This is a genomic window from Limnohabitans sp. (genome assembly GCF_044361645.1).
GTDB lineage: Bacteria > Pseudomonadota > Gammaproteobacteria > Burkholderiales > Burkholderiaceae_C > Limnohabitans_A.
In genome coordinates, this window is record NZ_JBIKIL010000029.1 from 1 (window position 1) to 15,229 (window position 15,229).

Annotated in this window: 12 protein-coding genes; 10 read left to right on the plus strand and 2 right to left on the minus strand. The window is 56.1% G+C overall.

The genetic code is table 11. From position 1 onward, the window contains the following. Positions 1-2,173, plus strand: a 2,173-nt coding sequence (locus ACIQ39_RS06395) for a vitamin B12 dependent-methionine synthase activation domain-containing protein (protein WP_396433776.1), incomplete at its 5' end; no start/stop codon positions are given. Positions 2,174-2,262: 89 nt separating this feature from the next. On the opposite strand, the gene ACIQ39_RS06400 is transcribed toward ACIQ39_RS06395, so the two are convergent. Next, positions 2,263-3,231, minus strand: coding sequence for a LysR family transcriptional regulator (locus ACIQ39_RS06400; RefSeq protein ID WP_396433777.1), 969 nt, complete (start codon positions 3,229-3,231; stop codon positions 2,263-2,265). 132 nt (positions 3,232-3,363) lie between these two features. Between ACIQ39_RS06400 and ACIQ39_RS06405 the strand changes: the two genes are divergently transcribed. The 9 genes from ACIQ39_RS06405 to ACIQ39_RS06445 are packed head-to-tail and all read left to right on the plus strand — an operon-like array spanning position 3,364 to position 13,751. After that, positions 3,364-4,794 (plus strand): amidase, encoded by a 1,431-nt coding sequence (locus ACIQ39_RS06405; RefSeq protein WP_396433778.1) that lies wholly within the window; start codon positions 3,364-3,366, stop codon positions 4,792-4,794. Further along, positions 4,775-6,115, plus strand: a complete 1,341-nt coding sequence (locus ACIQ39_RS06410) for an ABC transporter substrate-binding protein (RefSeq protein WP_396433779.1) — start codon at positions 4,775-4,777, stop codon at positions 6,113-6,115. The genes ACIQ39_RS06405 and ACIQ39_RS06410 overlap by 20 nt, the downstream gene beginning before the upstream one ends. Further along, positions 6,103-6,939: an ABC transporter ATP-binding protein gene (locus ACIQ39_RS06415; RefSeq protein WP_396433780.1), complete on the plus strand. Its 837-nt coding sequence runs from the start codon at positions 6,103-6,105 to the stop codon at positions 6,937-6,939. The genes ACIQ39_RS06410 and ACIQ39_RS06415 overlap by 13 nt, the downstream gene beginning before the upstream one ends. After that, a complete protein-coding gene (locus ACIQ39_RS06420) occupies positions 6,926-7,654 on the plus strand; it encodes an ABC transporter ATP-binding protein (protein WP_396433781.1) in 729 nt (242 codons plus the stop codon). Before ACIQ39_RS06415 ends, ACIQ39_RS06420 begins: the two co-directional genes overlap by 14 nt. A 6-nt stretch (positions 7,655-7,660) precedes the next feature. Further along, entirely contained in the window at positions 7,661-8,548 is an 888-nt protein-coding gene (locus tag ACIQ39_RS06425; RefSeq protein ID WP_396433782.1) for a branched-chain amino acid ABC transporter permease, read from the plus strand. Beyond that, a complete protein-coding gene (locus tag ACIQ39_RS06430) occupies positions 8,455-9,627 on the plus strand; it encodes a branched-chain amino acid ABC transporter permease (RefSeq protein ID WP_396433783.1) in 1,173 nt (390 codons plus the stop codon). The genes ACIQ39_RS06425 and ACIQ39_RS06430 overlap by 94 nt, the downstream gene beginning before the upstream one ends. A 39-nt stretch (positions 9,628-9,666) precedes the next feature. Continuing rightward, on the plus strand, positions 9,667-11,181 hold the full coding sequence (locus ACIQ39_RS06435) for an aldehyde dehydrogenase family protein (protein WP_396433784.1): 1,515 nt from the start codon (positions 9,667-9,669) through the stop codon (positions 11,179-11,181). A 50-nt stretch (positions 11,182-11,231) separates the two neighbouring features. Beyond that, a complete protein-coding gene (locus ACIQ39_RS06440; RefSeq protein ID WP_396433785.1) occupies positions 11,232-12,350 on the plus strand; it encodes a class II histone deacetylase in 1,119 nt (372 codons plus the stop codon). 30 nt (positions 12,351-12,380) lie between these two features. Continuing rightward, the gene (locus ACIQ39_RS06445) at positions 12,381-13,751 is read left to right on the plus strand and encodes an aminotransferase class III-fold pyridoxal phosphate-dependent enzyme (RefSeq protein ID WP_396433786.1); all 1,371 of its coding nucleotides are present in this window, start codon (positions 12,381-12,383) and stop codon (positions 13,749-13,751) included. Between the two features lie 99 nt (positions 13,752-13,850). On the opposite strand, the gene ACIQ39_RS06450 is transcribed toward ACIQ39_RS06445, so the two are convergent. Beyond that, a complete protein-coding gene (locus ACIQ39_RS06450) occupies positions 13,851-15,206 on the minus strand; it encodes an aspartate aminotransferase family protein (RefSeq protein WP_396433787.1) in 1,356 nt (451 codons plus the stop codon). Positions 15,207-15,229: the final 23 nt, after the last annotated feature.

Sequence of the window (15,229 nt, forward strand, 5' to 3'; positions counted from 1 at the left end):
CGCCACCGGCATAGAAGAGCACGACAACTACGCGGTGGACTTCATCGAGGCCACGCGCTGGATCAAGCAAAACCTGCCGGGTGCCAAGGTGTCGGGCGGCGTGTCCAACGTGTCCTTCAGCTTCCGTGGCAACGACCCGGTGCGCGAAGCCATCCACACCGTCTTCTTGTACCACGCGATTCAAGCGGGCATGGACATGGGCATTGTCAACGCCGGCATGGTGGGCGTGTACGACGACCTCGAGCCGGTGCTGCGCGAGCGCGTGGAAGACGTGGTGCTGAACAGGACGCCCGTCTACAAGCCGGGCGAGTCGCCGCTGACAGCGGGCGAGCGCCTGATCGAAGTGGCCGACAGCGCCAAAGGCGCGGCCAAAGACGAGAGCACCAAACTGGCTTGGCGCGGCACGCCCGATGCACCCGTGGGCGTGGCGCAGCGCCTGAGTCATTCGCTGGTGCACGGCATCACCGACTTCATTAGCGACGACACCGAAGAGGCTTACCAAGAGATTTTGGCCAAGGGCGGTCGCCCGCTGCACGTGATCGAAGGCCCGCTGATGGACGGCATGAACGTGGTGGGCGATTTGTTCGGCCAAGGCAAGATGTTCTTGCCGCAGGTGGTCAAAAGCGCCCGCGTGATGAAGCAAGCCGTGGCGCATTTGTTGCCCTACATCGAGGCCGAAAAACTCGCGCAAGAAGCGGCGGGCCAAGACGTCAAAGCCAAGGGCAAGATCGTGATCGCCACCGTCAAGGGCGACGTGCACGACATTGGCAAAAACATCGTCACCGTGGTCTTGCAGTGCAACAACTTTGAAGTGGTCAACATGGGTGTGATGGTGCCTTGCCACGAAATTTTGGCCAAAGCCAAGGCCGAGAACGCCGACATCATTGGCCTGTCTGGCCTGATCACGCCGAGCTTGGAAGAGATGCAGTACGTGGCGGGCGAGATGGAAAAAGACACGTACTTTCGCGACCGCCAAATGCCGCTGTTGATTGGTGGCGCGACCTGCAGCCGCGTGCACACCGCCGTCAAAATCGCGCCCCACTACAGTGGCCCGGTGGTCTACGTGCCCGATGCCTCGCGCAGCGTGAGCGTGGCGCAGGGCCTGTTGTCCGAGCAAGCGGCCAATTACATCGCCGAGCTCAACGCCGACTACACCAAGGTGCGCGAGCAGCACGCCAACAAAAAACAAACCCCCATGTGGACGCTGGCGCAGGCCCGCGCCAACAAGATGCCGATCGACTGGACCCAAGGCGTGCCCACTCCCCCGAAGTTCATTGGTCGGCGTGTGTTCAAGAACTACGACCTGGCCGAGATCGCGCAGTACATCGACTGGGGCCCCTTCTTTCAGACCTGGGATTTGGCCGGGCCTTTCCCCGCCATCTTGGATGACGAGGTGGTGGGCGAGCAAGCCCGCAAGGTGTATGCCGATGGCCAGGCGATGCTGAAAAAAATCGTCGAAGGCCGCTGGGTCACGGCCAATGCCGTGCTGGGCCTGTACCCTGCCAACAGCGTCAATGACGACGACATCGCGCTCTACACCGACGCTTCTCGTCAGCAAGTGGCCATGACCTGGCGCGGCTTGCGCCAACAAACCGAGAAACAAGCCATTCAAGGTGTGATGCGCCCCAGCCGTTGTTTGGCCGACTTCGTCGCGCCCCAAGGCGCAGCGCCAGACCATGTGGGCCTGTTCGCTGTCACCGCAGGCATCGGCGCCGACAAACGAGCTGAGGCTTTTGAGGCCGCGCACGACGACTACAGCGCCATCCTGCTCAAGTCATTGGCCGACCGCTTGGCTGAAGCGCTGGCCGAGTGTTTGCACCGCAAAGTGCGCACCGATTTGTGGGGCTACGCGGCGGGCGAGGCGCTCAGCAGCCAAGACCTGATCGCCGAAAAGTACCAAGGCATCCGCCCCGCGCCCGGCTACCCGGCCTGCCCTGACCACAGCGCCAAACAGGCCATGTTCGAGTTGCTGCAATGCCAAGACATTGGCATGGGCCTGACCGAAAGCCTGGCCATGACCCCTGCGGCCAGCGTGTGTGGTTTTTACCTGGCCCACCCCGAGGCGCAGTACTTCAGCGTGGGCAAAGTGGGCGAGGACCAGGTGCAAGACCTGGCCCGGCGCAGCAAGGTCGAGGTGAAAGACCTGCAGCGTTTGCTGGCCCCCAACCTATGAAAATGCAGGTCAACTTTTTAAACTGATCTGGTCGATAGACTGGCCCCGCTGCCCACGGGGCAAGTTTTTTCAAAACAAAATTCGCTGCTTCAACTTTTGCTGAAGTCAAACAGCCCTTTACTCCGCTCAGGAGTCGTTAAAGCAAAACCTGTGGGGCCCAAGGTCAGAAAATACTGGCGCACCATCTGTATGAAGGTTTTGACAAACTGAGGTTTGGATGCGCCGTAGATGTCGGCCACCACCAAGTGGGGCGCAGGAAAGTCATCTGTCAACGGTCTCCTGACCAAATGAGGCCCATCGGCCATGGCATGGTTTGTGGGGCGCATATTGAGGATGGACACCCCAAAACCAGCTGCAACGGCTGAGCGCACGGTTTCGTAAGAACGTGTCGTCAGGCTGATTTTTGGCCGATCCGCCAACACCTCAAAAAGGGTCATCAAATAGGTGGAGGTTTGCGGTAGATCAAGCAAAACCAAAGGGTATTTGGCCAAATCCGCGATGGAAATTTGAGCCTGTTGAGCAAGTGGATTGTTGGCAGACAAAATGGCATGTGGCGGCACTTTGCAGATGGGTGTGTGGGCATCGCTGCCAAAGCTGGTGCCGATGTTGTAGGTGACGACCATGTCCACTGTCCCCGTGTTCAACCAATCGTGCAACTGGTTTTGATCACCTTCAAACAATTGGATGCTGATTTGGCCCACAGCATCTGAATATTGCTTGAGCAACTCGGCCAGAAACAGCGAGCCAAACGGCTGAAAGCATCCGATGCGCAGACTCTGAGGCGCCCCCTTGGACAAGCCGTTGACCATCCGGCCAAACTCCATATTCGCTTCCAGGAAAACGCGTGCAGCCAGCACAAAGCGCTCACCTGCGGGGGTCATTTGCACACCACGCGCGGGCCGCCGATCAAAGATGGCGGCGCCGAGTTCGTCCTCTGCCAAGGTGATAGCTGCAAAAACAGACGACTGCGATATGTGCAGGCTTGAACAAGCGGCCCGGATGCTGCCGAGCCTGGCGACCTCGCACACGTAACGAATTTGTCGAAGAGACAGTTTCAATTCAATGGCCTCCCCACAGCTGATACATAAAATAAATCTAATAGTAATAAACAATGCATTTTACACAGCAATAAAGGTACTTCACTATGCAGTTAAGAGGAATTAATCCTCATAAAAGTCAGAGACAACACGATGAGCTTCAAGACCTTTCAAGTCCCCCTGTCCAGTGCGCCAGAGCTTTGCAAACTGGGTGCAGCCGAACTGATTGCGCAGTTCCGTTCAGGCGCACTTTCTCCGGTTGAGGTGACCCAATCCGTTTTACAACACGCCCAAGAGGTGCAGGCCCGCTTCAATGCGTTTACCTTGATTGATCATCAAGGTGCCTTGGATTTGGCCAAGGCCTCAGAAAAGCGATGGGGTCAAGGTGCCCCTTTGTCTCCCATTGATGGTGTGCCCACCACGATCAAAGATTTGATCTGGTTCAAAGACCGAACCATCCGGTATGGCAGTCTGACCTCGGCATCTGAGCCTTGCGCTGATGACGCACCCTGCGTGCGCAATCTGCGTGCGAATGGCGCGGTTTTTGTAGGGGTCACCACCTCACCAGAAATGGGCTGGAAGGCGGTCACAGACAGCAAAGCCTTTGGAATCACCCGTAACCCTTGGCATCCAGAGATGACTGCCGGCGGCTCATCGGGTGGTGCGGCAGTAGCAGCCGCTACCGGTGCGGGGGTGTTGCATGTGGGCACCGATGGTGGCGGCTCAATCCGCATCCCCGCTTCTTTTTGCGGCATCGTTGGACACAAACCCACATTCGGTGTGGTGCCGGCTTATCCCTCCAGCGCATTTGGCACCGTGGCGCATGTGGGGCCCATGGCCAGAAAAGTCGAAGATGTGGCCACCATGTTGAGCGCCATGTCCGGGCGAGACTTGCGGGATTGGACGCAGGCTTACCAAACAGTGGGCGATTTTCAATTAAAGGACGCTCAACTGGCCAAAGTGCGCATTGGATTTTGGTCTACACCGCCTGGCGGCCATCTGGACCCGGATGTGTCCTTGGCCATGAATTTGGCAATAGACCGCTTGCGATCCGCAGGCGCCAGCATAGAGCCCATTTCCTTGCCCGAGGAGGATGTGCATGCGGTCTTTCAGGCGCATTGGTTTGCAGGTGCGGCCAACCGCTTGAGCCCTATTGCGTCAGCGCATTATTCCGATATGGATGAGGGGCTGGTTCATGTTTCACAAAGCGGGGCGCGCATGTCGGCCCCTGAATTGGTGGCTTATCAAGTGCGCCGCGCCAACTTCGGTGCCGCCATGGACCGTATGTTGTCCCAGTTGGATGTTGTTATCTCGCCAGCTGTGGCGGTACTGCCATTCCAGGCCGGTTTGGAAGTGCCCAGTGGCAGTGGTTTAGAGCGGTGGACGCAGTGGGCTGGGTTCAGCTATCCCTTGAACCTCAGTCAACAACCCGCTTGTGTCATCCCTTGCGCAAGCAAGCGACTGGATTCCGGGAGCCTCCTGCCCATTGGCTTGCAAATCATTGGCGCACGCGGCGCCGACGCCCAGGTTCTGTCCATCGCTCGAGCCATTGAGCGCATGGACCTTGAACACATTTTTGTTTGATCAATCAATTAAAGGAGACAACATGGTCAATAGACGATCGGTATTGGGTTCAACACTCGCAGCAGGGACCGTGGGCGCTGGCCTGCTGGCCAGCCTTAACCAGTCTGCCCATGCCCAACAAGGCAAAACAGTCACGGTTGGGTCTGCTTTGCCTATGTCAGGCTTTGCGGCTGCAGACGGCATTGAATTCAAGCGTGGCTTGGAAATGGCAGCTGAAGAGATCAATGCAGCAGGAGGTGTACTCGGGCAAATGCTTGAAATCAAAATCGAGGACACCAAAGAAATGGGTGCCGACATCGTGACCCAAGCGATGCAGCGATTGATTGATCGCCATAAAGCACCGGTGATCATCAATGGCTACAACCTCGGCACCAATATGGTTGAAATGGATGTGGCGGCTGACAACGATGTCATGTTCTTGCACTACAACACCGTGCTTTCACACGACAATAAATTCAACAGCAAGCCAGAGCGTTATTACAGTTGTTTTCAAGGTGATCCTGCAGAGTATTGGTATGGCGTGGGCGTGCTGAATTTTTTCAAGCAATTGACGGAATCCAAAAAATGGGCCCCCACCAATAAAAAACTGGCCATCATTGCGTCAGCTGGCGAATACCCGATCACGATTGCCAACGCCATCAAAACCAAAGCAGCTGAATACGGATGGGAAATCAGCTTATTTGAAACTGTGCCATTCCCCACAACGCAATGGGGTCCGACCCTGGCAAAGCTGCGTCAAAACCCGCCAGCTGCGATCGCGATTACCCACTTTTTGGCGCAAGACTTGGCCCAATTCATGTTGCAGTTTTCGCGGCAGCCGACAAAAAGCTTGATCTATATGCAATATGGGCCATCCTTGCCGCCTTTCCGTGAAATTGGTGGCGCATCCGTCAATGGGGTCATTTATTCGACCGTGGTGGGCTGTTTGCCCGATGCTTTTTCTGCCGCCTTTCGGGCCAACTACCGCAAGAAATATGGACCCAATGCGGCTTTCCTGACGGGCTCCCAAACCTATGACGGTTTGTGGCATTGGGCCTTGGCTGCGGCCATTGCCGGGGGGGCGAGTGAACCAGGCAACAAAAAAGGCATGCAGCGTGTCGCAGCTGCCATGCGCCGTCTCATTTACCGTGGTGTGAACGGCACTTGCCGCTATAACCCCGCCGGACAGTCGGCATATTGCTATCCCACGCAAACCAATGATCCATCACTGGGAATGCCACACCAGTTCCTTCAACATCAGGATTTCAAAACCGATGCCAGGCTGATTGGACCTGCGTTGTATGCGACCAATACCTTCGTCATGCCGCCATGGATCAAGTAAGCCAACATGTTGCAAGCACCTCGGTTCAGGGAGCCGAGGTGGTTTTCAGATGCGAAGGTGTGTCCAAGCATTTTGGCTCGCTGACTGCAGTGGACAACTTTTCAATCGAGGTCGCGGCGGGAAGTGTGCTGGGTATCGGTGGGCCCAATGGGGCCGGTAAAACCACCTTTTTCGACGTGGTCACCGGCGTCTCTGCGGCTTCATCGGGGCGGGTCTGGTTAGGCGAGCAAGACATCAGTGACTTGAGCGCGGATCGTATTTGCCAACTGGGTATCGCCAGAACATTTCAACTCAATGCGACGTTTGAAGGGATGACTGTGCGAGAAAATGTTCAAGTGGCGGCTTGCTATGGGCAAGCAAAAAGAGTGCTGCCACCCTGGAGGCTGGACCTTGCGACGCAGGCCAATGTCACGCAGTCATTGGAATTCGTGGGCCTGTCCCATAAAGCAAACCAAGTCGCAAGCAGCTTGACAGTGCTTGAGCGAAAGTTGCTGATGCTCGCTGGTGCCATGGCCACCCAGCCACGCGTGCTTTTTTTAGACGAACCGGTCGGTGGCTTGGCTGCCGATGAAATTGATCAAATCATGGGCTTGGTCAAACAGATCAAAGCCACAGGCGTGACCATTGTTTTGATCGAGCACGTGATGCGGTTTTTGCTTGAGCTTTCTGACACCGTCATCATCATGCACCACGGGGGCAAGCTGTTTGAAGGTTTGCCACAAGACGTCGCCAAGGATCCGACGGTAGTCGATACCTACTTGGGAGATGGCACCAGCCAGCGTTTAAATCAATATTTTCAAAGGCGTCAACATGCTTCGCCTTAAGCACGATGCTGCACTGGAACTTGATGGAGTCACTGCGGGTTATGGTGGCCTGACCATACTTCGCGATGTTTCCTTGCGCTTGCCTGCTGGACATTTGGTCACTGTCGTGGGGCCCAATGGCCATGGCAAATCGACCTTACTCAAAACCATCTCGGGTTTGACGCAGCAAGGCAGCGGTCGTATCAGGGTTGGAGAGAAGGATTTGACAGGGATGCCCGCTCACGCCATTGCCGGCTTGGGGGTCGCCCACATTCCGCAAGGCGATTTGCTATTCCCTGAAATGACGGTCGAAGAAAACCTGCTGATGGGTGCTTACTTGACCACTGAACAAGCGCAAATTGATCTGCGCTTTGAAGAGGTTTATCGCCTTTTTCCAAAATTAGCGAGCAGACGCGTTCAAACTGCATCTACGCTTTCAGGTGGCGAGCGACGCATGGTGGGTATCGCGCGCGGCCTGATGATGGGAACGCAATTGCTCCTCATCGACGAACCCTCTTTGGGCCTGGCGCCGTTGGTCATCGATCAAATATACGAAGCCATAGGCGCACTCAAATCTTCGGGGCGCAGTATTTTGCTTGTAGAGGAAAACCCCGCACGGGTGGCTGAGCTTTCCGATGAAATGCATTTGCTTGACGACGGACACATCGTTTGGTCAGGACCGCCCGATGAGTTGTTAAGGCGCGATGAATTGCTCGCAACTTATTTGGGGGGTTAGTCAGACATGATGGATATTTTCATATCGGTTGCGATTTCGGGTTTGACCTCAGGTGCGATGTATGCACTGGCAACTTTAGGTTTGTCCTTGGTTTGGGGGTCTATGGGCATGCTCAATATGGCACACGGCGCCATGTTGACCCTGGGCGGCTACGCGGCCTTTGCCGTCGTCGGACAGATGGGTTTGCCAGGCCCAATAGGCTTTTTGGCAGCGCTAGGCGCTGGTGCCTTGGTCGGTGCTGTTTTGTATGTGTTTGTAGTCAAGCCCTTGTTGCACACGCATGTCGCCAGTTTCGAAACGGCCGTACTCATGGCCACGGTGGGCTTGGGTACCGCGCTCGAAAATGGCCTCTTGTTGACCTTTGGTGGTCAACCACTGTCCCAACCCGTGAAATGGGACGGGATGCTTCAGATGGGCGAGCAAGGCGTGCCTTATCAAAGCGTGGTGGTGATTGTGGTCGCCTTGATGTTGATGGGCGTAACCGCCTATGTACTCAAGCATACCCGTGCCGGGCGCGCCATACGTGCCACAACACAAAACCGCGATGCGGCGCAGTTGCTGGGCATCCCAGTAGGACGTGTGTATCTCCAAGTACTGATGTTTTCCGGCGCCTTGGCAGGAATTTGTGGTTGCTTGGTCAGTTCCATCACCCAGTTGTCGCCGACTTTAGGTGCTGACCCGATGCTCAAAGCTTTCATCATGTGCGTGGTGGCCGGGTTGGGCAATTTGCCAGGCGCCGTATTGGCTGCGTTTGCACTGGCCTTCATAGAAGCCATGGTCCAGTATGTTTTTGGTGGCCGTTGGGGGTTTCCGGTGTTGTTAACGCTGGTCATCTTGGTACTGATCTGGCGTCCTACCGGCCTATTTGGCCGTGTACAGGTACGACGTTTGTAAATCGAGCACAAAGAGGCGCTATGACATCACCTGCCCAACTGGGTTCATCTTTGCGTGTGAATGCATCAATGACCCGAAATACGGACCTCAAGATTGCGGTTCTTTTGTCTTTTGTCTTGTTGGCATTGCCCCTGTTGATTGACAGTCGCTACATCATTGGGCAGGTCATCTTGGCCATGTTCTACGCCATCATCGCAACACAGTGGAATTTGTTGTTTGGTTTTGCGGGCATTTTTTCGCTGGCGCAAATGGCAATTTTTGCACTTGGTGGTTATGTCACGGCCATGCTGGCCAGTTACTTGGCATGGCCAATGCTGATGGCCATCGTAGCGGCGGCGCTTGGAACGGCGGCGATCTCGGTCCTGATCGGCTTGGCTTGTTTGCGACTGGCAGGGGTGTACGTTTCCTTGCTGACGCTGGCCATTGCACAAGCCATGTATGTGTTGATCGTGTCTGATACCGAATGCTTCACCATGGTGGGGAACCAGTGCAGGCAATTCACCGGTGGCGCAGTGGGTTTTGCTCGGTTCGGTGATCTGGGTATGCGCGAGCTGTTGGGGCGCCATTGGATATGGGGGAATTACGCCATTGTGGTGGCCCTTTTTGCACTGTGCAGCGGGTTTACCTATTTCATCATCCACAGCCCCATGGGCTTGGCTTTTAAAGCATTGCGTGACAACCCTGGCTACGCGGTGGCACGGGGTGTGAATCGCTTTCAATCTCAATTGCTGGTGTTTGCTTTTTCAGCTTTTTTTACAGGACTGGCCGGCGGCATCTATGCAGCACATTTCCAAGCCATTGGTCCGGGCGTCCTTTCTATGTCCCAGTTTCTTTTCATCATTGCTATCGCTGTGGTCGGCGGCACAGGCAATTTTTGGGGTCCGATCGTGGGTACGCTGGTCTTGATGTCTGCCGATGAATTGATGCGCGAAATGGGAGAGTTCCGAACATTGGGCCTGGGACTCATCATCACGGCATCTGTGGTCTGGATGCCTCAAGGTCTGTTGGGTCGTCTGCAGGATCTGCAGCAATGGTGGCGACGGACGCGTTCGCTGCAAAACGCCACCAAGCCAAGCTGAAACCACCCATGCCATTGTTATTTGACCAAGGAAGTCGTCATGAGCGTATCTGTCAGTACAGCCCCTAAAAGCAATTCAGATTGGAAAAAACTGGCCTCTGCTTTGCACTTAGAGGGCCGCCACTTCATCGATGGGCATTTTGTGCATGCGCAGGGAAATTCCGCTTTTCCCACGGTGAATCCCGCCAACCAAAACATTTTGACGCAGGTGGCGCGGGGCCAAAGCGCGGATGTGAATGCCGCAGTCCAAGCCGCACGCGCAGCTTTTGAAAAAGGAAGCTGGTCGCGGATGGCACCGCGTGCGCGGATGGCGCTCATGCTGCGCTGGGCAAATTTGATTGAACAACACAGCGATGATTTTGCTTTGCTTGACACGTTGGACATGGGCAAGCCCATTTCTGAAATGCTCAACGTTGACATTCCCTTGGGCCTGCTGTGCCTGCGGTTTACAGCGGAGTGCATTGACAAATTGAGCGGCCGTGTTGGCAGCACAGCGCACCATGTGTTGAGTTATGTGCTCCACCAACCTTTGGGTGTGGTGGCTTGTATCGTGCCTTGGAACTACCCCTTCTTGATGACGTTGTGGAAAATTGCGCCGGCCTTGGCGGCAGGCAATTCGGTGGTTTTGAAACCCGCTGAGCAGTCGCCCTTGAGCGCCCCTTTGCTGGCGCGTTTATTCGTCGAAGCAGGCGGGCCACCTGGTGTCTTGAATGTGGTGCAGGGCTTGGGCGAAGAGTGTGGTCAAGCCCTCGCATTGCACATGGATGTGGACAAAATCGCGTTCACCGGTTCAGGTGAAGTGGGCAAGCTCATGCAAATTTATGCCGGGCAGTCCAACATGAAAAAGGTGACCACCGAATGCGGCGGCAAATCGCCGCATGTGGTCATGGCCGATGTCAAAGACCTGGAGTTGGCAGCGACATGGGCCGCCATGGGCGTGTTTGGCAACCAGGGCGAAGTCTGCTGCGCCGGTTCGCGCTTGATCGTCGAGCGCGGCATCGAAAAAGACTTCATCGAAGCGCTGCGGCGCAAAGCCAATGAACTGCATCGCCCAGGTGATCCTTTGGATCCAGCGACGCAAATGGGCCCACTCGTGAGCCGCGAGCATCAGCAGCGCGTGTTGGGCTATATCGACATCGCCCGCGCAGAGGGTGCCCACTGTGAGTTGGGCGGCCAAGCGCCTCAGGGCTTGGAAGCGGGCGCGTATGTCAGCCCCACCATTTTCAGCCAGGTGAACAATTCGATGCGCGTGGCGCAAGAAGAGATTTTTGGTCCTGTTGCCTGCGTGATGGTGGCCGAAGATTTTGAAGATGCGCTGCGCATGGCCAACCACAGCCGCTTTGGTTTGGCGGCCGGCATTTGGACGCGCGATGTGGACAAAGCACTGCGCTTTGCGCGGGATGCGGCGTGCGGCATGGTGTATGTCAACAGCTACATGGATGGCGATATGCAAATGCCCTTTGGCGGCTGGAAAGAGTCTGGCAATGGCCGCGACAAGTGCATGGAGGCCATCGTGTCCTACACCCAATCCAAAGGTGTTTGGATCACCTTGTAAAGCCGAGTCCACGGCTTGCCATCAGAAATTAGAAAAGGGGAGATGAAACAATGAAAACGGGCTATATATTTCATGAACACTACCTGTGGCACGACACAGGCACCGGTGCGCAAATGGTGCCGACGGGCGATTTTGTAGAGCCGGGTCTGCATGTGGAGGCGCCGGGCACCAAGCGGCGCTTGAACAGCTTGGTGCATGTCAGCGGTCTGGCGCGGCAATTGCAGATGATCGAGCCCATCCCGGTCAGCACCGACGATGTGCTGCGGGTGCATACCCCGCGCTACCTCAAGCACATCCAAGACCTGAGCAAAATCGGCGGCATGGATGCAGGCCCCTTCACACCGATTGGCCGTGGCAGCTATGAAATCGCGCTGTTGTCAGCGGGCGGCACTTACCAAGCCTTCAACGCGGTGATGCAAGGCCAGGTGAAAAATTGCTATGCCCTGGTGCGTCCGCCCGGCCACCATGCCGAACCCGATGCGGCTTCTGGCTACTGCTTATTCGGCAACGCGCCCATCGCCATACGCCGCTTGCAAGCTGAGGGCAAAGTAGAGCGCGTCGCGGTGGTGGACTGGGACGTACACCACGGCAATGGCACACAAGCCATGTTTTATGAGGACCCGTCCGTCCTGACCCTCTCGGTGCACCAAGACAATTTGTTTCCCGTCAACAGCGGCCCCATGACGGACACGGGTCGTGGCCAAGGGGATGGTTTCAACATCAACATCCCCTTGCCACCTGGCAGTGGCACAGGTGCCTACGAAGCGACTTTTGACCGCGTGGTGCTGCCCGCTTTAGAAGCATTTAAACCGGATCTGATTGTTGTGACCTCCGGATTTGACGCCTCCGGTTGGGACCCCATGGGCATGATGATGCTCAACAGCGCCTGCTACCGCCGCCTGGCGCAGCGCATGGTGGATGCCGCCAACCGCTTGTGTGGCGGTCGATTGGCCATGACCCATGAGGGTGGGTATTCGGAAGGCTACGTCCCTTTTTGTGGCCTGGCCGTCCTGGAGACGCTCTCCGGTATCCGCACCAGCGTCGTGGACCCCATGACTGACCACATGGATTTGTGGGGGGGGCAGGCATTGCAACCGCACCAAGACAGCTTGATCCGCAAAGCCGAAGAATTGGTCACCCATTTGAAGAACCGTTTGAACGCGCACTGAATGGCGTTTGACCTTACCTAGAGATTGAAAATGAACACACGCGATATACAACTTGACGCACAGCATGACACCCGTCACATGCTCTACCCCTTTGCGAACCAAACCCACTTGGCCAAAAGTCCGCCCTTGGTGATTGAGAGAGGCGAAGGGGTTTATGTGTATGACCGAAACGGCAAGCGCTACCTCGATGGTCAAGGGGGTCTGTGGAACGTGAACGTCGGGCATGACCGCCCTGAAATCAAAGAGGCGATTCGCGAACAGCTGGACCGCATCAGTTTTTACTCCATCTTTGGCGGCACCAGCAACCAACCGGCCATTGACTTGTCCCATGTGTTGTGCCGCTGGACGGCACAAGAAGGCATGGAGCGTGCTTTTTATTCGTCGGGTGGCTCCGAGGCCAACGAGGCCGCCTTCAAACTGGCACGCCAATATTGGCGCCAGGTGGGACAGCCCACGCGCCACAAAATCATTTCCTTAAAACGCGCCTACCACGGCGTCACCTTAGGGGCCTTGTCGGCCAATGGCACAACGGCTTACCGTTCGCCGTATGAGCCCCTGATGGCCGGCTTTGTCCAAGTCGAAACGCCTTACACCTACCGCAACCCCTTCACCAGCGAGCCAGAGCAATTGGGACGGCTGTGCGCCGCCTTGCTGGAGCGGGAAATTGAATACCAGGGGCCTTCCTCGGTGGCCGCTTTTGTGGCCGAACCCGTGCAAGGCGCGGGTGGCGTGATTGTTCCGCCAGCCAACTTTTGGCCACTGGTTCGCGAGGTCTGTGATCGGCATGGTGTTTTGTTGATTGCAGACGAAGTGGTCACAGGTTTTGGCCGCATTGGCTCGGAAATGGGCTCTCGCCATTGGGGTGTCAAGCCCGACATGATGGTGTTTGCCAAGGGCATCAACAGTGGCTACATTCCCTTGGGCGCGACCATGGCCAATGCCCGCATTTGTGACGCCTTTGTCACCAAAGACGACACCCAATTCAGCGCCTCTGCGTTCTACCATGGCAACACCTATGCGGGACATCCACTGGCCTGCGTAGCAGCCATTGTCAACTTGGAAATCACAGAGAAAGAGCAACTGCATCTGAATGCCAAAGAAGTGGGCACCTATCTCATTGACCGTCTCAAATCCATTCAAGACAAGCACCGCTATATGGGCGAGGTGCGCGGACAGGGCTTGATGATCGCGATTGAATTGGTGGCGGACAAAAAGACCAAAGCACCCCTTGATCTTTCGCTCAATGTGGGGGCCCGCATTTCGGACGAGTGCCGCAAGTCAGGCGTGTTGATTCGCAACCTGGCGGACACCTTCATCATTTCCCCGCCCCTGACCTTGACAAAGGCCCATGCGGATGAGATGGTCGAAGCGATTGACAAAGCCATGGCGAAACTGGATTAAAGCGCAGCCATAACCGAACGAAAAAGCGCCCCTTCAAGGGCGCTTTTTCATTGCCGAGTCGAGATCGAAAGGACTGGCTTCGCGATGAAGGCCATGACCTCAATCACAAGCGTTCAAGCAGTCGCCCAAGGCGTTGACCAAGCTGTCAAGCTCATCGCGGCTGATGCCAAAGGGCGGTGCCAACTGCAAAGTATCGCCGCCGTAACGAACATAAAAACCGCGCTGCCACATGGCCATGGCCACTTCATAAGGGCGCTTGGCTGGTTCACCTGGCAAGGCAGCCACAGTGATGCCCGCAGCCAAACCAAAGTTGCGAATGTCTTGAACATGCCTGGCCGAGCGCAGACTGTGGACCGAGGATTCAAAGTTGGGCGCAATGGCGCGGACTTGGGCTGGCGCGTCTTCGCGCTCCAATAAATCAAACGAGGCCAAAGCGGCTGCACAGGCCACAGGATGCGCGGAATAGGTGTAACCGTGAGGAAATTCCAGCATGTACTCAGGTGCGCCCAAGCCCATGAAGGTGTCGTAGATCTCTTGTTTGGCAACCACGGCCCCCATGGGTTGGGTGCCATTGGTCATTTGTTTGGCGATGTTCATGATGTCGGGTGTGACGCCAAATGCCTGCGCGCCCGTCCATGCGCCCGAGCGGCCGAAGGCCGTGATGACTTCATCAAAAATCAACAAGATATTGTGCGCGGTGCAAATGTCTCGCAGACGCTGCAGATAACCGACAGGGGGGACAACCACACCCGCTGATCCCGAAAACGGCTCAACGATGACCGCTGCAATATTTGAGGCATCGTGCAAGGTGATCAAACGGAGCAACTCATCGGCCAACTCTGCGCCTTGCGTGGGCATTCCCTTGTGAAAGGAGCCCGCAGCGGGTTGCGTGTGTGGCAGATGATCGGCTTCAATCGATTGGCCAAATGCCATCCGGTTGCCGCCAATCCCCCCCACAGAAATGCCGCCAAAGTTGACGCCGTGATAACCTTTTTCACGTCCGATCAAGCGAGTTTTGCTGGCCTGACCTTTGGCGCGCCAGTAAGCGCGTGCCATCTTGAGAGAGGTGTCGGCAGACTCAGAGCCCGAGCCGGTAAAGAAAACCCGGTTCAGCCCCTCGGGCATGTGCGAAACAATGCGGTTGGCCAATTCAAACGACAAAGGGTGGGCGTACTGAAAAGCCGGAGAGTAGTCCAAGGTCTGGATCTGTTGACTGACCGCCTGGTTGATTTCAGCGCGCGAATGACCCAGACCGCAGCACCAAAGACCGGACAGGCCATCGAGAATCTGGCGTCCTTGATCGTCTTGGTAATAGTGGCCTTTGGCCCCGACAATCATTCTGGGCTGTGCTTTGAAATTGCGGTTGGCGCTGAAGGCCATCCAGTGCGCGGCCAACCACTTGGGGTCGGTGTGTTTGGCAGGGTCTGAAAAATGGACTGGCTCGTTTAAATTCATGTTCAAGCTCCGTATGAAAAAAG

Coding starts and splice junctions, on each gene's coding strand:
- ACIQ39_RS06450 (WP_396433787.1), bottom strand. CDS start 15,206: ATGAATTTAAACGAGCCAGTCCATTTTTCAGACCCTGCCAAACACACC.
- ACIQ39_RS06420 (WP_396433781.1), top strand. CDS start 6,926: ATGCTTCGCCTTAAGCACGATGCTGCACTGGAACTTGATGGAGTCACT.
- ACIQ39_RS06425 (WP_396433782.1), top strand. CDS start 7,661: ATGATGGATATTTTCATATCGGTTGCGATTTCGGGTTTGACCTCAGGT.
- ACIQ39_RS06435 (WP_396433784.1), top strand. CDS start 9,667: ATGAGCGTATCTGTCAGTACAGCCCCTAAAAGCAATTCAGATTGGAAA.
- ACIQ39_RS06445 (WP_396433786.1), top strand. CDS start 12,381: ATGAACACACGCGATATACAACTTGACGCACAGCATGACACCCGTCAC.
- ACIQ39_RS06415 (WP_396433780.1), top strand. CDS start 6,103: ATGGATCAAGTAAGCCAACATGTTGCAAGCACCTCGGTTCAGGGAGCC.
- ACIQ39_RS06405 (WP_396433778.1), top strand. CDS start 3,364: ATGAGCTTCAAGACCTTTCAAGTCCCCCTGTCCAGTGCGCCAGAGCTT.
- ACIQ39_RS06440 (WP_396433785.1), top strand. CDS start 11,232: ATGAAAACGGGCTATATATTTCATGAACACTACCTGTGGCACGACACA.